The organism is Leucobacter alluvii, from assembly GCF_039530485.1.
Lineage (GTDB): Bacteria > Actinomycetota > Actinomycetes > Actinomycetales > Microbacteriaceae > Leucobacter > Leucobacter alluvii.
The window spans coordinates 348,674-366,841 of the sequence record NZ_BAAAOP010000005.1 but is presented as its reverse complement, the minus strand read 5'-3'; the positions used below and the strand labels follow the sequence as shown (position 1 = coordinate 366,841).

General features: G+C 65.1%; 19 protein-coding genes, 2 tRNA genes and 4 pseudogenes. 11 read left to right on the top strand and 14 right to left on the bottom strand.

What is annotated here, in order from left to right:
- Positions 1 to 2: 2 nt before the first annotated feature.
- The 7 genes from lepB to ABFX18_RS06205 form a co-directional block, all read right to left on the bottom strand.
- A complete protein-coding gene (gene lepB, locus ABFX18_RS06235; RefSeq protein WP_090148349.1) occupies positions 3 to 722 on the bottom strand; it encodes a signal peptidase I in 720 nt (239 codons plus the stop codon).
- A gap of 149 nt (positions 723 to 871) precedes the next feature.
- A complete protein-coding gene (gene rplS, locus ABFX18_RS06230) occupies positions 872 to 1,219 on the bottom strand; it encodes a 50S ribosomal protein L19 (RefSeq protein ID WP_090148347.1) in 348 nt (115 codons plus the stop codon).
- A gap of 126 nt (positions 1,220 to 1,345) precedes the next feature.
- Complete coding sequence (locus tag ABFX18_RS06225) at positions 1,346 to 1,951, bottom strand: dihydrofolate reductase family protein (protein WP_346057757.1); 606 nt, start codon at positions 1,949 to 1,951, stop codon at positions 1,346 to 1,348.
- Between the two features lie 254 nt (positions 1,952 to 2,205).
- Positions 2,206 to 3,210, bottom strand: coding sequence for an Fpg/Nei family DNA glycosylase (locus ABFX18_RS06220; RefSeq protein ID WP_211648155.1), 1,005 nt, complete (start codon positions 3,208 to 3,210; stop codon positions 2,206 to 2,208).
- The gene (locus ABFX18_RS06215) at positions 3,210 to 3,701 is read right to left on the bottom strand and encodes a ribose-5-phosphate isomerase (protein ID WP_090148341.1); all 492 of its coding nucleotides are present in this window, start codon (positions 3,699 to 3,701) and stop codon (positions 3,210 to 3,212) included. Before ABFX18_RS06215 ends, ABFX18_RS06220 begins: the two co-directional genes overlap by 1 nt.
- A 26-nt stretch (positions 3,702 to 3,727) precedes the next feature.
- Positions 3,728 to 4,348, bottom strand: coding sequence for a mycothiol-dependent nitroreductase Rv2466c family protein (locus tag ABFX18_RS06210; protein WP_090148339.1), 621 nt, complete (start codon positions 4,346 to 4,348; stop codon positions 3,728 to 3,730).
- A 17-nt stretch (positions 4,349 to 4,365) separates the two neighbouring features.
- Positions 4,366 to 5,322 (bottom strand): aldo/keto reductase, encoded by a 957-nt coding sequence (locus ABFX18_RS06205; RefSeq protein ID WP_346057756.1) that lies wholly within the window; start codon positions 5,320 to 5,322, stop codon positions 4,366 to 4,368.
- A gap of 142 nt (positions 5,323 to 5,464) precedes the next feature.
- On the opposite strand from ABFX18_RS06205, the gene pepN reads away from it, so the two are divergent.
- The 7 genes from pepN to ABFX18_RS06170 all read left to right on the top strand — a co-directional run bounded on the left by pepN (position 5,465) and on the right by ABFX18_RS06170 (position 12,369).
- Positions 5,465 to 8,050 (top strand): aminopeptidase N, encoded by a 2,586-nt coding sequence (pepN, locus tag ABFX18_RS06200; RefSeq protein WP_346057755.1) that lies wholly within the window; start codon positions 5,465 to 5,467, stop codon positions 8,048 to 8,050.
- On the top strand, positions 8,051 to 8,965 hold the full coding sequence (locus ABFX18_RS06195; RefSeq protein ID WP_200329242.1) for a mechanosensitive ion channel family protein: 915 nt from the start codon (positions 8,051 to 8,053) through the stop codon (positions 8,963 to 8,965).
- Entirely contained in the window at positions 8,962 to 9,402 is a 441-nt protein-coding gene (locus tag ABFX18_RS06190) for a globin (RefSeq protein WP_249290693.1), read from the top strand. The genes ABFX18_RS06195 and ABFX18_RS06190 overlap by 4 nt, the downstream gene beginning before the upstream one ends.
- A 25-nt stretch (positions 9,403 to 9,427) precedes the next feature.
- Positions 9,428 to 10,006, top strand: coding sequence for an HhH-GPD-type base excision DNA repair protein (locus ABFX18_RS06185; RefSeq protein ID WP_200329244.1), 579 nt, complete (start codon positions 9,428 to 9,430; stop codon positions 10,004 to 10,006).
- 52 nt (positions 10,007 to 10,058) lie between these two features.
- Positions 10,059 to 10,991, top strand: coding sequence for a GGDEF domain-containing protein (locus ABFX18_RS06180; RefSeq protein WP_346057754.1), 933 nt, complete (start codon positions 10,059 to 10,061; stop codon positions 10,989 to 10,991).
- A gap of 43 nt (positions 10,992 to 11,034) precedes the next feature.
- A tRNA-Arg gene (locus ABFX18_RS06175) sits at positions 11,035 to 11,107 on the top strand.
- A 47-nt stretch (positions 11,108 to 11,154) separates the two neighbouring features.
- Positions 11,155 to 12,369 (top strand): MFS transporter, encoded by a 1,215-nt coding sequence (locus ABFX18_RS06170; RefSeq protein WP_176698315.1) that lies wholly within the window; start codon positions 11,155 to 11,157, stop codon positions 12,367 to 12,369.
- A 49-nt stretch (positions 12,370 to 12,418) separates the two neighbouring features.
- Here the strand turns inward: ABFX18_RS06170 and def are convergent, their stop codons facing one another.
- Positions 12,419 to 12,982, bottom strand: a complete 564-nt coding sequence (def, locus tag ABFX18_RS06165; protein ID WP_346057753.1) for a peptide deformylase — start codon at positions 12,980 to 12,982, stop codon at positions 12,419 to 12,421.
- 132 nt (positions 12,983 to 13,114) lie between these two features.
- On the opposite strand from def, the gene orn reads away from it, so the two are divergent.
- The 3 genes from orn (at position 13,115) to ABFX18_RS06150 (ending at position 14,501) form a co-directional block, all read left to right on the top strand.
- Positions 13,115 to 13,756: an oligoribonuclease gene (orn, locus tag ABFX18_RS06160; protein ID WP_346057752.1), complete on the top strand. Its 642-nt coding sequence runs from the start codon at positions 13,115 to 13,117 to the stop codon at positions 13,754 to 13,756.
- A gap of 125 nt (positions 13,757 to 13,881) precedes the next feature.
- Positions 13,882 to 13,957, top strand: a tRNA-His gene (locus ABFX18_RS06155).
- Positions 13,958 to 14,261: 304 nt separating this feature from the next.
- A complete protein-coding gene (locus tag ABFX18_RS06150; protein ID WP_346057751.1) occupies positions 14,262 to 14,501 on the top strand; it encodes a hypothetical protein in 240 nt (79 codons plus the stop codon).
- Positions 14,502 to 14,579: 78 nt separating this feature from the next.
- Here the strand turns inward: ABFX18_RS06150 and ABFX18_RS06145 are convergent.
- From ABFX18_RS06145 to ABFX18_RS06120, 6 genes and pseudogenes are all read right to left on the bottom strand, one after another.
- Positions 14,580 to 15,446 (bottom strand): annotated as a pseudogene (locus tag ABFX18_RS06145) (recombinase family protein); the annotation flags it as partial.
- A gap of 365 nt (positions 15,447 to 15,811) precedes the next feature.
- A complete protein-coding gene (locus ABFX18_RS06140; RefSeq protein WP_346057750.1) occupies positions 15,812 to 16,018 on the bottom strand; it encodes a hypothetical protein in 207 nt (68 codons plus the stop codon).
- Positions 16,018 to 16,584, bottom strand: coding sequence for a hypothetical protein (locus ABFX18_RS06135; protein ID WP_346057749.1), 567 nt, complete (start codon positions 16,582 to 16,584; stop codon positions 16,018 to 16,020). The genes ABFX18_RS06140 and ABFX18_RS06135 overlap by 1 nt, the downstream gene beginning before the upstream one ends.
- Before the next feature lie 18 nt (positions 16,585 to 16,602).
- Positions 16,603 to 17,057: pseudogene (locus ABFX18_RS06130) on the bottom strand (single-stranded DNA-binding protein).
- Between the two features lie 86 nt (positions 17,058 to 17,143).
- Positions 17,144 to 17,453 (bottom strand): annotated as a pseudogene (locus ABFX18_RS06125) (type VI secretion protein); the annotation flags it as partial.
- A gap of 95 nt (positions 17,454 to 17,548) precedes the next feature.
- A pseudogene (locus tag ABFX18_RS06120) lies at positions 17,549 to 17,692 on the bottom strand (IS3 family transposase); the annotation flags it as partial.
- A gap of 239 nt (positions 17,693 to 17,931) precedes the next feature.
- Between ABFX18_RS06120 and ABFX18_RS06115 the strand changes: the two are divergent.
- Positions 17,932 to 18,168, top strand: coding sequence for a heavy-metal-associated domain-containing protein (locus ABFX18_RS06115; RefSeq protein ID WP_017791819.1), 237 nt, complete (start codon positions 17,932 to 17,934; stop codon positions 18,166 to 18,168).

Here is an 18,168-nt window from a genome sequence, read left to right as displayed (position 1 = left end):
GCTCAGTTCTCCTTCGCGGCGTCCACGCCGGTGAACGTTCCTTCTGGAGTCCCCAACCAGGTGAACCGGTTGAGCGGCCAGTTCAACACGAACGCACGCCCCACGACCTCTTCCTCCGGCACGAACCCCTTGCCCGGCTGATCCTGGTTGTAGCGCGAGTCCTTGCTCTGATACCGGTTGTCACCCATCACCCACAAAGAGCCCTCGGGCACCGTGACGTCGAAATCGATCGCCGACGCTCGCTCCTCGCCCGCAGGCTGCACGATGTACGGCTCGTCGATGGGCACACCGTTCACCATCACACGCCCCTGAGCGTCGCAGCACTCGACACGATCACCGCCGACGCCGATGACGCGCTTGACCACGTACTCATTGCTCGTGTCAGCCGCGAGACCGATCGACTGGAGCACCCGCTCGAACCCGCGGGGCGGCTCACTCCCGCGGGGGTACAACCACCCCCCCGGATCCTTGAACACCACGATGTCGCCGCGCTGCACATCGATGAGATCGGGCACCAACTGGTTCACGAGGATGCGGTCATCGATCTGCAGCGTGTTCTCCATCGACTCCGAAGGGATGAAGAAACTGCGCACGAGAAACGTCTTCAACAGAAACGAGACCAGGAACGCCACCACGAGGATGACCAGCAGATCTCGCAGGAACCCGAGGATTCCGCCTCGACGCGTCCGTTGCTGTGAGGTCGTGGCCTCGGCTTCACTCATGTGGGGTTCCCCTGTCGATGGGAGCGGTCGTGCGAATCCGACGCTCCGGGCCTCACCGATCGGTGAGACACTTCAGGCTCCCACCCTATTCCAGGGGGGAGCCTGAGAGCGTCGCGGGCGCGTTGATAACGGCCCGTGAGAAGTGCGACTTAGCGGTCGCGCTTCTCCTTGATCTTCGCCTTCTTGCCGGTGAGGCCGCGCAGGTAGTAGAGCTTCGCACGACGCACGTCGCCACGGCTGACGACCTCGATCTTCTCGATCGCGGGCGAGTGCACCGGGAACTTGCGCTCCACGCCCACCTGGAAGCTGATCTTGCGCACGGTGAACGTCTCGCGAACGCCCTCACCGTGGCGGGAGATCACGACGCCCTGGAACACCTGAACACGCGAGCGGTTGCCCTCGACGATGTTCACGTGCACCTTGACGGTGTCGCCTGCGCGGAAATCGGGGATGTCGCTCTTGAGCGACGCGGCGTCGACCAGGTCGAGCTTCTGCATGATTGTCTACTCTCTGCGCCCGCCGCAAGTCGGGAACGCGGATATCGAAAAGTACTGGAGTGTTCGGCTCACGGTCCGTGCGGACCCTCGCGGCAGTACCGCACCGTGGCACAAGGATCAATTATGTCACACTTCTGCCGCACGCTGGGCGCTCGACGACGACGAGCGCTCCTGATCCTCCGCGAGGGACCCGAGCACACGATGCCGCGCGACGATGAAGGCTCCGTTGCGCTCGACCTGCATCAGCTCGAGATCGAGACGACGCGGCAGCAGCGGCCGACCCGCACCGAGCACCACTGGCGCAATCGACGTCACAATCTCATCGAGCTGCCCGAGATCGGCGAACTGACCCGCCAGATCACCGCCGCCGACCACCCACAGATCGTTCGCGCCGGCGGCATCGCGCATCTCCTGTCCGAGCTCGGCGATGCCTCCCTGTCTGAAGCGGACGTCGGCTGGCCCTCCATTCGTCGTACTCCGGGGGGACGGCAGATCGCGATGCGTGAGTACGAACGCCGGCAGCTCGTAGCTCCAGACCCCCTGCTCGTGTTCGAGCAACCATTCGTAGGTGGTCGCTCCCATGACGAGTGCGCCGATCCCCCTGATGAACGAATCGTAATCACCGGCACCGCCGGCCTCCTGCGGCTGGCGCAGCAGCCAGTCGAGGGAATCGTCGGGATCTGCGAGATACCCGTCGAGGGTGGTGGCCGTGTAGTAGATGGTGCGGGTCATGCTGAGCTCCTTCAATCGATGCGGTCGCCGTCATCAGTCTGACGGGCACCGCCGACATTCACGCACGCGCGCGCAGCGCGCTGCACCGGCACCGAGACGGCGCCGGGGGTTGCATGAACGGCCAGAAATGGCCGTTCACCTGACTGCGTCAGGTCTGACAGCCACGCGCGCGCACCGCGCACCGCGCTGCACCGGCACCGAGACGGCGCCGGGGGCTGCATGAACGGCCAGAAATGGCCGTTCACCTGACTGCGTCAGGTCTGACAGCCCGGGCACCAGTAGAGCTTGCGGGCGCCGAACTCCTCCAGCGCGATGTTCGTGCCGCACCGCTTGCACGGTGTGCCCTCGAGCTTGTACACGGAGTGCCGCTCGTCGCGATCGACCAGCGCTCGCTCGTACTCCTCGCCGGCGAGACCGTCGATCGTCATCATCTGCCCGACCGTGATGCCGATCTCGAGCAGATGCGCCCAATCGTCCCAGAGCGCCTCGAGCACGGTGCGGTCGATCGTGTTCGCGGGAGTATGAGGGTTCAGCTCCGCCCGGAAGAGCATCTCGGCCCGGTACACATTGCCGATCCCCGCGATGACCGACTGATCCATGAGCACGAGGCCGATCGGCGTCTTCTTGCGCAGTGCACGCTCCACGAAGCGCTCGCGCTCCGCCGGAGTGTTCGCGTTCGCAGGATCGGGCCCGAGCTTCTGGATCACGGCATCCACCTCGGCCGGGGTGAGCACTTCGCACGCGGTCGGACCGCGCAGGTCGGCGCAGACGAGATCATTGAGCAGCCGCACTCGCACCTGCCCGACGGGCTCAGGAGGAAACGCTGCGGGTGCAGCCGTCTCACGATCGGTTTCGGCCATGCGCACGCGGGTACGACGGGGCGCCCCGATCGACGTCACGGAGTCTTCGCCATCACGATCGAGCGGGCGGGCGGGATCCGGCCGCGAGTACTCGCCCGTCTGGCCCAGCTTCGTGCGTCCCGGCGCCTGGCCGTGGATCTGAATGGATGGGTCGACGCGCACGTCTCCCGCGAAATCCCAAGCGCCGTAGATGCCGAGATGCACGCGCAGCCAACGGTCATCCGAGAATTCCAGGAACATCTGCTTGCCGACGGCCCGAGCATCGATCATCTCTCGTCCGCTCAGCAGCGCTGCGCCCTGGGCGAAGCGTCCCTGCGGGCTCGTCACCTCGGGAGCCGTGCCGACGAAGTTCACCGCGAACTGACGAGCAATGCGATGAACGCTGTGCCCCTCAGGCATTAGAGGCTGTCGACGTGCTTGCCGCTGATGGCGCCGGTGCGCTCGTACTCGCCGAGCTGCGCGATGCGACGCACATGGCGCTCCTCGCCGGTGAACGGCGTGTCGATGAAGAGATCGATGAAGCGGATCGCGTCGGCCACATCGTGCTGGCGGGCTCCGATGGAGATCACGTTCGCGTTGTTGTGCTCGCGCGCGAGCGTCGCCGTGGAGTCGTTCCACACCAGTGCGGCTCGAATGCCTGCGACCTTGTTCGCCGCCATCTGCTCACCATTGCCGGAGCCGCCGAAGACGACGCCGAGCGCTTCCACTCCGTCGCGCTCGTCACGTGCGACGCCGAGCGCGGCGTTGATGCAGAACGACGGGTAATCGTCGAGTGCATCGTATTCGGCTGGACCGTGGTCGATGACCTGGTGGCCCTGCGCGCGAAGATGATCCTGCAACTGCTGGCTGAATTCGAGCCCGGCGTGGTCCGTGGCGACGTGAATGCGCATGGATCAGATCCTATCGGAGCGAGGACTCAGAACTGGGGGCCGGAGGTGCGGCCCCGCTTCAGCTCGTAGAATCCCGGCACGCTCGCGGCCGCGACGATGCCGTCCCAGAGGCGGAGCGCCTGCTCCCCCTGAGGCGCCGGCGTCACCACGGGCCCGAAGAACGCGACTCCGTCGACCGAGATCACGGGCACCCCGACGTCTGGCCCGGCGATCTCGAGCGCGTGCGCGGTGTTCTCGCGAAGGTCGGTGTCGTACTGCTCGTCGTCTGCGGCTGCTGCGAGCTCGGCGTCGAGCCCGACTGCGGCGAGCGCCTCGGCGAGAATGCCGTCGAAGTCGTCGCGGCCGCCGGGGTGGATCGCCGTTCCGAATTCGGTGTAGAGACGCCCGACCGCGCTCGGATCCTGCGCACGGGCGACGGCCGCGGCTACGCGGCCGAGGCGATGGCCCTGGCGCATGCCCTCCTCATGGTCGCCGACGTCGTTGCCCTCGTTGATGATCTTGAGGCTGACGGGGTGCCACGCGATGTCGAACCCTCGCGCTGCCGCGACGTCGGAGACCCAGCGGCTGGTCATCCAGCACCACGGGCAGATCGGATCGAACCAGAACTCGACGACGGGCTGTGCGGATTCGGGGCGTTCGATGCTCATGCGGGTCAGCCTACTCTTCAGGACGTCGGCACCGGGAAGAGGGCTTCGATGCGTTCGCGCTGGGCGTCATCCGGGCGCCAGCGCTCACCGGCGAGCGCATTCTGACGGACCTGGTCCGGGGTCGATGCTCCCGCGATGACGCTCGCGACCGGCGCATGATCGAGCAACCAGCCGAACGTCGCTTCGAGCATCGTGACTCCCCAGTCGGCGCAGTGCGCCCGGTACGCGTCGAGGGCATCCCAGTCGGCCTGCTCCGCGACGTGGGGGCGCTGCCGCATGATGCGCGAGTCCTCGGGGAAGCGATCTCGGGCGAACTTGCCCGTGAGCAGCCCGTTGGCCAGCGGGAAGTACGGGAGGAACCCGAGTCCGAGCTCCCGGGCAGCTGGAACGACCTCTCGGTCCGCCTCTCGCTGCACCAGGCTGAGCTCGTTCTGCGCCGACACGAAGGCCGTAACTCCCCCTGCTGCCGCTGCGCCCGCGGCCTCATGCATCTGCTCTGCGGAGAAGTTCGAGTGGCCGATGCTGCGCACCTTCCCCTCGCGCACCAGTTCGTCGAGCGCGTCGAGGGTCTCGCTGATCGGGGTCTCCGGATCCGGAACATGCATCTGGTAGAGATCGATGCGGTCCGTCTGCAACCGCGTGAGCGACCCCTCGACCGAGGCTCTGATGAATTCTCGTGAACCTCGGCGTCCGAGGTACGGGGCCTGCGCGTCCGGATGCCCGAACTTGGTGGCGAGCACGATCTCGTCGCGCCGCGTCCCGAGTGCGCGTCCCATCATCTCTTCGCTGCGGCCGAAGGCGTACCCGTAGAGGTCGGCGGTGTCGAAGAATGTGATGCCAGCGTCGATCGCCGCTCCGATGACGGCGTCGGTCCCGTGCTGGTCCTCGGTGAAGGCTCCCGGCCGGCCGAAATTGTTGCAGCCGAGCCCGACGGACGAGAGGAGGAGATCTGAGGTGCCGAGTGCGCGTTCCATGCATTCCACTGTACGGCGACGACGGGGGCTGGCAGCAGCCCCAGCGCAGCGCCTCACATGCGGCGTACAGGGGTTTCATCACTGATGTCGAGGGTCGGGCCTAGGCTGGAGCCATACGTATTCCCCATCGTCAGGAGCATCAGTGCCAGGAACGAATCTCACCCGTGCAGAAGCCCAGGAGCGCGCTGCCGCCGTCTCGACGGAACGTTACGAGGTCGCGCTCGACCTCACGACCGGTGCCGAGCAGTTCGCAGCGGTTACGACCGTCCACTTCGGCGGTACGCGCGGAGCGGCCACCTTCATCGATCTGATCGCCGACTCCGTCGAGAGCATCGATTTGAACGGCGAGGCCCTCGACCCAGCTGCGGTGTTCGCGGACTCGCGCATCCAGTTGCCCCGACTCGCGGAGCGGAACGTCCTGCGCATCGCTTCGACGCAGCGCTACACGAATACGGGCGAGGGCCTGCACCGCTTCGTCGATCCTGCTGACGGAGAGGTCTACCTCTACTCCCAGTTCGAGGTGCCCGACTCCCGCCGGATGTTCCCGGTCTTCGAGCAGCCGGACCTGAAGGCGACGTTCTCGTTCACGATCACAGCTCCCGCGCGGTGGCAGATCGTGAGCAACCAGCCGACCCCCGAACCCGTCGGCACCGGCACGAAGGCCGCTGCCCAGGGCGAGGACTGGCCGGAGCAGGAGATCGCGACCTGGTCGTTCGATCCCACCCCGGTGATTTCGAGCTACATCACCGCGCTCATCGCCGGCCCGTACCACGTCGTGCGCTCGGAGCTCACGAGCCGCGACGGCCGCACGATTCCGCTCGGCGTATTCTGCCGAGAGTCGTTGGCGCCGCACCTGGACGCCGACTACATCTTCGAGAAGACGCGAGAAGGGTTCGCATTCTTCGAAGAGCAGTTCGATTACGCGTACCCCTTCGACAAGTACGACCAGCTCTTCGTCCCCGAGTACAACATGGGGGCGATGGAGAACGTGGGCGCCGTGACCTTCACGGAGGCCTACGTCTTCCGCAGCCAGGTGACCGACGCGATGCGCGAGCGCCGCGTCGTCACGATCCTGCACGAACTCGCGCACATGTGGTTCGGCGATCTCGTCACGATGCGATGGTGGAACGACCTATGGCTCAATGAATCGTTCGCCGAGTACATGTCGACGCTCGGCGTGGCAGAGGCCACTGAATGGACGGATTGCTGGACGACGTTCGCCGCCTCGGAGAAGTCGTGGGCGTACCGGCAGGATCAGCTGCCGTCGACCCATCCGATCGTCGCACCGATCCGCGACCTCGAAGACGTGCTCGTGAACTTCGACGGCATCACCTACGCGAAGGGCGCCTCGGTGCTCAAGCAGCTCGTCGCATGGGTGGGCCGGGAACCGTTCATGCAGGGCGTGCACGACTACTTCGTCAAGCACCATCACTCGAACACCGAGTTGCCCGACCTCCTCACCGAACTCGAAGCCCGCAGCGGCCGCGACCTCGCCGATTGGTCGAAGCTCTGGTTGGAGACCGCCGGCGTCAACACGCTCCGTCCCGTCTTCGAGCTCGACGACGCCGGCAGATACAGCAGCTTCACCATCGAGCAGTCGGCAGAAGCCGAGTACCCGACGATCCGACCGCACCGCATCGCCGTGGGGCTCTACGCGCTCGACGGCGGAGTGCTGCGCCGCACGCAGCGCATCGAGCTCGATGTCGACGGTGCGGGCACTGCGGTTCCCGAGCTCGTCGGGGTCGAGCAGCCCGCGTTGCTGCTGCTCAACGACGACGACCTGACGTACGCGAAGATTCGACTGGACGACCGATCGCTCGAGACCGCGGCGCAGCATCTCGGCGACGCGGAGGACTCGCTCACCCGGGCACTGCTCTGGGGCACGCTCTGGGACGCGACCCGGGACGGCGAATTCCCGGCCAGCCGCTTCATCGACATCGTTCTCGCCCACGTCGGCAGCGAAACGGGTTCGACCACGCTGCGCACCCTCCTCGGGCAGCTGTCGCTCGCTGCGGCGAGCTACGTCGCGCGCGATCGACGTGCCGCGACGCTCGAGAAGGTCGCCGACGCCCTCTGGAACCTCGCGGAGAGCGCCGACCCAGGTTCCGATCGACAGTTCCAGTTCGTGAAGTCGTTCGCCCAGCTCGCCGGAAGCGATGCACAGCTCGACACCGTGCACGCGCTATTCGAGGGAACGCGTGAGCTCGATGGCCTGGCCATCGATACCGATCTCGGCTGGGAACTGCTCGTCTCACTCTCGGCGGGCGGCCGAGTAACTTCCGAGCAGATCGACGCGCGTCTCGCAGAGGACCGCACCGCCAACGGCAACCAGTCTGCTGCTCACGCTCGGGCGGCGCTTCCCAGCGCCGACGACAAAGCACGCGCATGGGCGTCAGTGTTCGACGAGGCCGATCAGCCGAACGCCATCGTTCGCGCGACCGCCTCAGGATTCACGCGCGCACGCGATCTGACGCTGCTCGAACCGTACGTCGCACGCTTCTTCGACGCGCTGCTGCCCGTATGGGAATCCCGCAGCTACGCGATCGCCGAGGAGCTGGTCGAGGGGTTCTACCCCGCCGAACTCGCGAACACGGAGCTGGCGAGCGCGACCCGCGACTGGCTCGAAGCGAACGCGGACGCGCCTGCAGCCCTGCGACGGATGGTCTCGGAGCACCTGTCGGGCGTCGAGCGGGCTCTGCGCGTGCAGGCCGCAGACCGGGAGGTGTGAATGGAAGGCGTTGACGAGGTGGAGCAGGCGGTCGGGAATGCCTTCCAGGGCTTTCTGACGGCGTATCAGGTGCCGTTGGCCATCGCGGTGATCGTGATCGCGGCGCTCCTCGCGAATTGGCTGCTGCGCAAGCTCCTCATGCGCACCGTCACGCATGTGGTGCGCGGCGTGAAGAAGGCGCAGGACGTCGATACGACCTCTGAGATGCGCGCCGCGCCGTACGTCAGCGCGCGGGCGGTGCAGCGCACGCGCACACTAGGCACTGTTGGACGTGCCGTGATCACCTGGGTGATCGTCGTCATCGCGATGATCCTCATCCTGGGACAGCTGGGCGTGAATCTCGCAGCACTGCTCACCTCTGCCGGCATCGTCGCCGCCGGCCTCGCCTTCGGCGCCCAGAACATCGTGAAAGATCTGCTCAACGGCATCTTCATGGTGTTCGAAGACCAGCTCGGGGTCGGCGACATCGTGACCATCGGCACGATCAGCGGCACCGTCGAAGACGTGGGGATCCGCGTGACGCAGGTGCGCGCGATGGACGGCACTCTGTGGTTCATCCGCAACGGAGAGATCCTGACCCTGGGCAACGCTTCGCAGGGCTGGGGCCAGGCGATCATCGACATCACCGTCGATGCGCGGCAAGACATGACGCGGGTCTCCGATGTCGCACTCGATGCCGCGCGCGAATTGCTCCGCTCCGAGAAGTACGCGCGCAAGGTCACCGGGTCACCCGAGCTGCTCGGTCTCGAGAGCATCTTCGGCGATCGGGCGACGCTCCGGCTGCTCGTGAAGACCCGCCCGGAGGCACAATGGGAGGTGCAGCGCGGCGTGCGCGCCGAGCTGCGCCGCAAGTTCGGCGAGCACGACATCAAGCTCGCCGATGAGCTGCCGAGGCAGCCGGGAGGAGCAGTATGAACGACAGCACCCAGCCCGGCCCGCGGCTCACCCTGCGCTCGGGCGCGAGCGGCGACGCCGTCACCGAGACGCTCTGGTCGCAGGTCGGCGGAACCCCCACATTCGAGCTCATCGCGTCGGAGTTCTACCGCGGCGTGCGCGAAGACCCCGTTCTCGCTCCCATGTATCCCGACGATGATTGGGAAGGCGCGACCTGGCGACTGCGCGCCTTCCTCGAGCAGTACTGGGGAGGCCCGACAACGTACTCGGAGCAGCGCGGCCACCCGCGGTTGCGCATGCGTCACCACCCCTTCGCGGTGACGCCCGACGCGAGGGATCGCTGGCTTCGACACATGCATGCGGCACTCGACGCGGCAGGTCTCGCCCCCATGCACGACGCGGCATTCCGCGACTACGTCGAACGCGCCGCGCTCGCCATGGTCAACCGCTTCGAGTGACCTGCGTCCGCAGTACACTGACTCCATGAGCCTGCACCTCACTGACGATTCAGCCGCCGATGAGCTGCTGACCGAGAATCCGCTCGCATTGCTCATCGGCATGCTGCTCGATCAGCAGATCGCGATGGAGGTCGCGTTCGCGGGCCCGCTCAAGATCCAGGAGCGCTTCGGCAGCGTCGACGCGCGGGCGATCGCAAGCGCCGACCCCGAGGATCTCCTCGCGGTGTTCAAGGAGTCGCCCGCCATTCACCGCTTCCCCGGCTCGATGGCGGCGCGCGTGCAAACGCTGTGCCAGACCCTCGTCGACGAGTGGGGCGGCGACGCCTCCGCCATCTGGACTTCGGGCGATCCCGACGGAAAGACCGTGCTCACACGGCTGCGGGCGCTACCCGGCTTCGGCGAGCAGAAGGCGAAGATCTTCCTGGCGCTGCTCGGCAAACAGCTCGGCTTCGACGGTGACGGCTGGGAGCAGGCTGCCGGAGCGTACGGCGAGCCCGACTCATACCGCAGCGTCGCAGACATCACCTCACCGGAATCGCTGCAGCGAGTGCGCGAGACGAAGCGCGCGGCCAAGGCCGCCGCGAAGGCGGAGCGGTCCTCATGAACCGGAACGCCGAAGAGTTCACCCGCGCCACGCTCGACGAGACGCTGCCCTGATGACGGATCTGCTCAATGGAGCCGTCACCTTCACGCAGTCGGCAGAACGCGTCGTGGCCTACTTGAATGAGCACACACCACTCACCGACTGGTCCGTCTCCCGCGTCACGAACGGCGAGCAGATCCACGTGCACGTGCACCACGATCAGGTGCTCTCGGTCGGCGACCGCATCGACTGGGGTGAGTCGTTCTGCAGCCGAATGTCCGCTGGCGCCGCTCACGTCGTCCCCGATTCGCGTTCCGATCCGCACTACGCCGACCTCGGGGCCGCCGAACGGATCGGTTCGTATGCCGGGTACACGATTCGGGACGACACGGGAGCCCTATTCGGAGTGCTCTGCGGGGTGCGCGAGACCCCGCTCGCGGAGGGCGAGTCCGTCGACGAAGAGCTCATCCGCCTGCTGAGCGAACTCCTCTCGTCCCAGCTCGAACTCTCGCGAGGCATCGACCGGGGGCGGCGCAGCGTCGCGATCGCCGACGCACTCGCGCACACCGACGCCCTCACCGGGCTTCTCAACCGACGAGGCTGGGACCGCGTGCTCGTCGACGCGCAAGAGCGGGTCGACGCGTTCGGCGACCCGGTGTCGGTGGCCATCATCGATCTGAACGGTCTCAAAGGCGTCAACGACACGCTGGGCCACCTCGCCGGTGACCGTCTGCTCACGCGGGCCGCTGAAGCGCTCGCATCGGCGTCGGCCGAGGCGCACCGGGTCGCGCGGATCGGTGGCGACGAATTCGCGATCCTCGCGAACGGCGTCACCGCTCGCGAGGCAGCCGACCATTTCTCTCGTTTCGACGCGGCGCTCGAAGGCGCCGGCGTGTCGGCCGCGATGGGCGTGGCAGCCGCAGCCCCGGGTCTCGCGACGCTCGCCGATGCGATCGCGCAGGCGGACCGTGCGATGTACGCCCGCAAAGTCGGCGCGCACTCCTGAGCCGACTGCGAGCCCATCGAACTCGGTGTACGCTCGTAGAGCTGCCTCCGTAGCTCAGTGGATAGAGCAACGGCCTTCTAATCCGTTGGTCGCAGGTTCGAATCCTGCCGGAGGCACTGGGAATTCCGCGTTCGCTGCGGCGACACCGAAAGGACCTCAACGCGTGCGCACCCCGAAGCAGGCCAGGCTTCCCTTCGAAGTCTGGGCGCTCGTCGCGGGCGGCTTCACGGTCGCCCTCGGGTACGGCGTCGTCGCACCGGCCATTCCGCAGTTCGCGCTCGAGTTCGACGTCTCGAACTTCGCCGCCTCGGCGATCGTCAGCGCGTTCGCGCTCATGCGACTCGTGTCCGCGCCGCTCGCCGGCTGGGTCGTCGGCCGCCTCGGCGAGCGACGCACCTACATCATCGGCATCCTCATCGTCGCCGTCTCGACGGGCGCTGCGGCACTCGCGGGCAACTACACCCAGTTCGTCGTGCTGCGGGGGGTGGGCGGCATCGGCTCTGCGATGTTCACCGTCGCCGCGACAGCCCTGCTCATCAAGGTGAGCCCGCCCTCGGCGCGCGGACGCGTGGCCAGCGTGAACGCCGCCGGATTCCTGCTCGGCGGCCTCCTCGGACCGGTGCTCGGCGGCGCCGTCGCGATCTTCGGACTCCGCGCCCCGTTCGTCTTCTACTTCTTCACGCTCCTCGCCGCCGCCACCGTCGTCGCCGTCGCGCTCCGACGCTCCGTTCTCGCGGACCGCGCCCCACGCGGCTCGAACGACGCCGACGAGACGATGAGCCTGGGCATGGCACTGCGCGTGCCGCAGTACCGCACGCTGCTGCTGTCCGTGTTCGCGTTCGGATGGTCGTCGTTCGGCGTGCGCGTCTCGGTGATCCCGCTGCTGGTCGCGGCGACGTTCCACGGCGACGCGACCATGGCGGCATGGGTGCTCGCCGCCTATGCCGCGGGGAACGCGATACTCATCTTCCCGTCCGGCAGATGGAATGACACCCTCGGACGGAAGCCTCTGCTCATCACCGGATCGGTCATCCTGGCGGCGAGCTATGCGGTCTTCCCGTTCGCCCCTGAGCTGTGGGTCGCGTTGGCCGTGATGTTCGTCGCGGGAGCAGGGTCGGCGCTCGTCAATCCGGGCCAGCAGGCCGTGCTCGCCGATATTCTCGCCGGACGCCGAGGCGGATCGGTGGTCGCCGGGTACTCGATGACGAGCGATCTCGGCGGCGTGCTCGGTCCGCTCATCGCCGGTGCGATCGTCGACCTCGCCGGATTCGGCTGGGCGTTCGGCGTGACAGCGGCGCTCATCGGCCTGGCCGCGCTCGCGTGGGCGCTGACACCGGCGACGCGACCGCCCGCAGCATCGGCGGCGTCACCGTCGTGACTGCTCGTCAGCGTCCCTGGCGCTGCGGATCACATCTCGTCTCGGCGCGTCAGCCTTCGAGATCGTCGACACCCGGGAGCCAGCTCAGGCCCGGTGTGCCCCAGCCGTTCTTCCGCTGAGCCTTCTGCGCTCCGCGGTGCTCCGGGTGCACGAGCCGGTCGACGTAGAGCAGACCGTTGAGGTGGTCGAATTCGTGCTGCAGGATGCGCGCGAACCATCCGCTCGAAGTGATCTCGAACGGCTTTCCGTCGACGTCCTGCGCACGCAGCATTGCCCGTGGCGCCCGTCGCAGGGCGAAGCGCTCTCCGGGGAACGAGAGGCACCCCTCGACCTCGTCCTCGCCAGGCAGTCCCGGCTCGGGAGGAGTGATCCACAACTCGGGGTTGATCGCGACCCCGCGTTCCGGTCCCTCGTCCTGGTCTTCGTAGATCCACACGAAGACCCGCTTGCCGATGCCCACCTGAGGTGCGGCCAGGCCCACTCCGGGAGCCGCCACCGTGGTGTCGAACATGTCGTCGACGAGTGCGCGCAGTTCGTCGTCGAAGTCTGTGACGGGAGCGGCGGGACGATGCAGAACGGGTTCACCGGAGATCACGATGGGAAGAACAGCCATGGAGTCCAGTTTACGTCCTGCGACGCGCGCCCTTCTGCCACAGCCCCGCCGCCGACCGAACCGGGCCGGAACAGTAGACTGGACCGATTGCGGGCGCGCGCCCGCGCACTGCTACTGCACTGAGGAGCCACTGTGCCGAATACGCCAGCTGACCAGATCGTCTGGATCGACTGCGAAATGACCGGTCTCGACGTCGATCAGGACGGCCTCTGCGAGATTGCGGTGATCGTGACCGACTTCGACCTGACGCCGCTGGATTCCGGTTTCGAGATCGTGATCAACCCGGGCGACGATGCACTCGCCCACATGAACGACTTCGTGCGCTCCATGCATGAGAAGTCCGGTCTCCTCCCCCGCATCGCCGAAGGGGCGTCGCTCGAGGACGCCGAGCAGCAGGTCCTCGCCTACCTGGAGCGATTCGTGACCGCCGGCCGACGCCCGCTCGTAGCGGGGAACACGATCGGAATGGACCGCCGCTTCATCGCGAAGTACCTGCCGACGCTCGAAGAACGACTGCACTACCGCAGCGTCGACGTCTCCACGATCAAAGAGCTCAGCCGCCGCTGGTATCCGGCCGCATTCTCGGGAGCGCCCGAGAAGACCGGAGGGCATCGAGCGCTCGCCGATATCGCGGAGTCCATTCAGGAGCTGGCGTACTTCCGCGATGCCGTCATGAGTGCTGCGCCCGGACCCGATAAGGCGACGGCGGCAGCGCACGCGAAGCGGGCGACCGAGCGCTTCGCGACGCTCGTGCACGGCGATTCCGCCGAGTAGCCGCCGCCGCATCGCTCGTGCTCACTGCGACGCGCGCATCAGCGGGCCCGGTTTGGCATTGGCGCCTCGCATTGGGTTATGATGATCTGGTTGCCTGGCGCGCTAGCGCGAGTCAGGTCAGCATGGTGGCTATAGCTCAGTCGGTAGAGCACCGGCTTGTGGTGCCGGTGGTCGCGGGTTCAAGTCCCGTTAGCCACCCCAAATGGGAGAGGTTCAAACCCTCGACAAGAGTAACCACTCTTTGTCCGGTCTGAACCTCTCCCTTCTTCTTCGCTTCAGCGGCCCAGTTCAGAGCGTTCATCTGCTCCTCGGTATCGCAGAGTGAACCGAAGGGGCGTTCGTATTCGACACGGACATCCCCGTCTTCCTCGATGAAGATCCGGTGAAAGAACGCCTGATTGCACAGTCGCCGGTTTGCGTCATCAGCACGCTCATACACGCTGACGATGTTGGCAAGCAGCCCGAGCGAGTCGTCGAGGTTTGCTCTCGCTGACGCATATTCATCGTGATGCGCTTCGATTCGGTGCTGAATGTCTCCGATCTGATCCGCGATGCGATCCTGCTCCTGCTTCAACAGGTCTATCGGAACCGCACCCGCATAGTGGGCCTTCAAGAGCTTCATCCGTTCGTCATCGAGCCGGTCCCGTTCGCTTGTGAGTCGCGAGAGTTCTTTTGTCTCGTTCGCCATGAGCAGGTCGAAGTCTGCGTGGATCTTTCCAGCGAGGCCTTGCCGCATCCCGGGTGACACTTCGATCATCTCGTAGTACTTCTCGATGAGCCGCTCGACATCTTCGATAAGCATCGCCTGCCTGGTGCACTCGGTCTTGCCAGAGTGCCTACCCGAGCACACGAAGTACGGGTAGACGTTGCCGTGCCGGTTCTTTGCGTTCGTGATGATCAGCCGCTCGCCGCACTGACCGCAGTAGACGGTGCCTTTCAGGTAGTGGTCATGCACCTGCGTGGCATCAGCTGCGGATTTGTGTGCGCCGAGCACGGCCTGTACCTGGTACCAGACTTCTTTGGGCACAATCGCTTCATGGCTGCCCTTGTAGGTGGCTCCTTTGAACGTCACGTCGCCCTTGTAGTACGGGTTCGACAGCAACCGGTGCAAGGTTGAGATCGCGATCGGTTTCGAGGGGCGCTTCGGAGTTGGCAGTGTGGTGAGGCCGCGGGCGATGAGTTCGCGATGGATTTGAGAGAGCGTCCAACGGCCTGAAGCGTACACCTGGAACGCCCAGGTGATGTGGCGGGCTCGTTCTTCGTCGACTTTCACGGTGCGGCTCTCGCGGCCGCGTTCATCACGCACGCCAATGTTGACGTACCCGATCGGCGCACGATTGATGGTGCCACCTTGCGCTGCCTTTTGTGTGAGTCCCTTCACAGTCTCGGTGGCGAGGTTCCGTGAATAGAACTCTGCGATCGATGACATGATGCCGTGCAGCAGCATGCCCGACGGGGTCTCGTCAATGTTCTCGCTGGCGGAGACGAGCATGACTCCTGCGTCACGCAGTGCGAGATGGATGGCGACATCGTCAGCCCGGTTACGTGCAAGCCGATCCACTTTGTGCACGATGCAGTAGTTGACCTGGTGTTCGGCCACATACTTGATCATTCGCATCAGCTCGGGCCGGTCTGCCTTGCGTGCAGACTCGCCTGCATCAACGAACTCTTCGATGACCGTTGCACCGATCTGTTCAGCTTTGCGACGGTTCGCTTCGCGCTGGGCCGGGATCGAGTACCCCTCGTCCGTGCCGCCCTCTCTGCCTGCTCTTTCGTCGACACACGTAGATAGGTGACCGCAATTGCGCCACCAGACGGCACTGAGGGTCGCGCCAGGTCATCGACCGCGGTGCGGTTCGGTGTTGGGCTCTTCATCACACTTCTCCGCATTTCGGGGTTCTGAATGTCCACCGCGGTTGTTCAACTGTGAATGTTGATCGTGAGAAGAGCCGAAAGGCTGTAGGACTAGGCTGAAAAGCCACGTAATTTTGCCAAGCGCCGAAGCGCGAGGGTTTAAGAACCACAACATCCACCACCGCGGCGGATAACTTCATTCTACGTCTGAGCCCTGATGCCCTCCAGGGCTGCCTTCCGCGACTCTGAGGCAGAGGCACGGCCTGCTCCGGCCTCCTGCAGCGCAAAGCGAATCAACAGTTCTGCCAGCAGATCGACATCCGGTTGCTCCCGGTGCTCGGCTCGTACGGAGTACTTGCGCTCCTCGCGGCTGCGGCGCTCGGTCTTCCTCTCATATGGTCGAGACATTACTCACGCACCTCCCCAGTTTCGAAGTCGATGTTCGCGTAGAACGCGTCTTCAGCCGCTCCGCGGGCCTGCACCTGTTCGAGTACGAACTCGACGAAGTCGGCTTCGCGATCGTGAATGACCTGTTCTACGACCTCCTGGGAGTGTTCTTCGCCTGGCCAGGGTGTCTGTCTGGTAGGTCGATCGCGGTCTCGTCGAGTGCCGCTTGCAGCAACCCAATCACGGAGTCGGCCGCGAGCATCAGCGAAGTCTCGATGCCAACCGAACGGTGCCGAGCCGTCCTGTTCCGCATCGTATGCGCTGAGCCAGTGAAGGTGCAGCGCCGACAACTCCCAGGGAAGCTCTGGGTGGCGGTGCCAGAGCGGAGGAACTTCTGAGGCCGGAAGCCCATATTCCAACCTGAGCCAGTTCACCCACCGATTGAGTGCGAGAAGCTCTTGCTCAAGGTCGTGGGAGGTGAGCAGATTCCAGTTGATCGGGCGCGGCGGCGGTGTCTCGTCTTCAGGCCTGAAACTTGGTTCGGGCAAATCGTCGAATACTTCGTCAGTGCGATTGTTGTTAGTCATTGTTGCGCTCCTGCAGTTTCAGCGACCGAGTGTCGGAGCGTCAGTGCTCGGTCGCTTCTGAGGGGGTTCGAACGCACGGCTCTGACCGCGTGCCGGTGCATCGTGATCTGTGGCGCGCTGGCTTCGTTCCAAGCTGTACTGGGTGCGAGCGGTGTCGTGACCGATCTTTTTGGCGACAAACTCCACGCCGTCTGTGGCTTGGCCGTCGCGCTCGTAGCTGTACTCGTGCAAGTAGCCTTCGGCGACGAAGCTGTAGCCCTTCGAAAAGCGCTCGTACGCGCGCTCTGCGGTGGCGCGATACATCACTAGGTTGTGGAAGGTTGTTTCGAGCTTCGTAAACGTGCCATCGTCTTCGCGGCGAAAGTTCTCTTGGCCGAAGCGGGCGTAGAACCGTGCGTCGCCGCGGTCCGTCTGAGTGAGTTGAGGGCGCTGGCGATGAAACCTGAGACGGACTGCTGTGTGCGGATGGTCATGGGATCGTCCTCCTGCCTGGTTGGGAGCGGCCACGTCAGCCGCTCGTATCAGGAAGGTGCGTAGGCGCAACCAGCTCGGTAGCTCGTCACTCGCTGATGGGTCGGTTTTCGAGCAGTGTTTCGATCTCACTGCGCTCGCGTTTGAGAGAGGCTGCGTCAGAGCGCTTCGGCCAGGGCAGTAGGTCGACGATGATCGGTGGAGCTGAGCGCAGCAGATAGGACTCCTGTGCCGAATGGCATGGTGCGGATACGGTCGGGCGGCATAATCGGCACCCGGCGCACTGATCGCTGACTGCTTCGTGAACCGTAGTCACCGAGCGTGACAGAATCGGTGAACTCGTCGCGTTCACCGATCAAGGTCGAGAGATCCTGCAAGTCGCGCGAGTTCGATGCACCTTTGCATCCGCTCGAAGACGGGCGCCTTGGTCTCTACGCTTGGCAGGAAGAAGCATTTTGAATTGGCCTGGTTCTTGTTCCGACCGGTTTCCCTGTCAGCCGGTCGGTGACAGAAGCGTCTCGGTTTCAGCGTAGTACGCCTGTTCGACCTCGATCGGAGTACGCATATCGAGTTCCCCGTGGAGCCGCTCATGGTTCCACCACCACACGTATTCGAGGGTCGCAAGCTCGACCTGCTCGACCGTCCGCCAGGGCCTTGCTGACGGATCAGTTCGGTCTTGTAGACCTTCATGGCGCCCAGCAGATCAACCAAGAAGCGACTCACAGCGCCCAAGTAGCTGGTGAGCCACAGAGAGGAGCTCCGAGCACGACTTGATCTAGGTCAAGGCTGAGGCTCTGTCAACACAATAGTCTGGGTCGTGAAGGCCAGGAACCTCCTGGTCGATCCCCGTTTCGGGGTGAAGCGAAAGGACTCATCATGGCGAACGCTACTGACACCACCCACACTCTGCTGCGCGCCGAGGGTTTCTCGTGCCCGTCGTGCGTGACCAAGATCGAGAAGCAGGTCGGAAAGCTCGATGGCGTCGAGAACGTGACGGTGCACTTCGCCTCGGGTCGCGTTGAGATCGACCACGATGAGACAAGAAGTTCCGTCGACGATCTCATTGCTGCTGTCGATAAGGCCGGCTATAAGTCGAAGGCCTCCGCGTTCTAG

Bases quoted from the DNA above. Each gene is read 5' to 3' on its own strand.
- ABFX18_RS06220 (WP_211648155.1), bottom strand. From the start codon at position 3,210: ATGCCTGAGGGGCACAGCGTTCATCGCATTGCTCGTCAGTTCGCGGTG.
- lepB (WP_090148349.1), bottom strand. From the start codon at position 722: ATGAGTGAAGCCGAGGCCACGACCTCACAGCAACGGACGCGTCGAGGC.
- ABFX18_RS06185 (WP_200329244.1), top strand. From the start codon at position 9,428: ATGAGCCTGCACCTCACTGACGATTCAGCCGCCGATGAGCTGCTGACC.
- rplS (WP_090148347.1), bottom strand. From the start codon at position 1,219: ATGCAGAAGCTCGACCTGGTCGACGCCGCGTCGCTCAAGAGCGACATC.
- def (WP_346057753.1), bottom strand. From the start codon at position 12,982: ATGGCTGTTCTTCCCATCGTGATCTCCGGTGAACCCGTTCTGCATCGT.
- ABFX18_RS06140 (WP_346057750.1), bottom strand. From the start codon at position 16,018: ATGTCTCGACCATATGAGAGGAAGACCGAGCGCCGCAGCCGCGAGGAG.
- ABFX18_RS06205 (WP_346057756.1), bottom strand. From the start codon at position 5,322: ATGGAACGCGCACTCGGCACCTCAGATCTCCTCCTCTCGTCCGTCGGG.
- ABFX18_RS06215 (WP_090148341.1), bottom strand. From the start codon at position 3,701: ATGCGCATTCACGTCGCCACGGACCACGCCGGGCTCGAATTCAGCCAG.
- ABFX18_RS06225 (WP_346057757.1), bottom strand. From the start codon at position 1,951: ATGACCCGCACCATCTACTACACGGCCACCACCCTCGACGGGTATCTC.
- ABFX18_RS06195 (WP_200329242.1), top strand. From the start codon at position 8,051: ATGGAAGGCGTTGACGAGGTGGAGCAGGCGGTCGGGAATGCCTTCCAG.
- ABFX18_RS06210 (WP_090148339.1), bottom strand. From the start codon at position 4,348: ATGAGCATCGAACGCCCCGAATCCGCACAGCCCGTCGTCGAGTTCTGG.
- ABFX18_RS06190 (WP_249290693.1), top strand. From the start codon at position 8,962: ATGAACGACAGCACCCAGCCCGGCCCGCGGCTCACCCTGCGCTCGGGC.
- ABFX18_RS06115 (WP_017791819.1), top strand. From the start codon at position 17,932: ATGGCGAACGCTACTGACACCACCCACACTCTGCTGCGCGCCGAGGGT.
- ABFX18_RS06180 (WP_346057754.1), top strand. From the start codon at position 10,059: ATGACGGATCTGCTCAATGGAGCCGTCACCTTCACGCAGTCGGCAGAA.
- ABFX18_RS06135 (WP_346057749.1), bottom strand. From the start codon at position 16,584: ATGACTAACAACAATCGCACTGACGAAGTATTCGACGATTTGCCCGAA.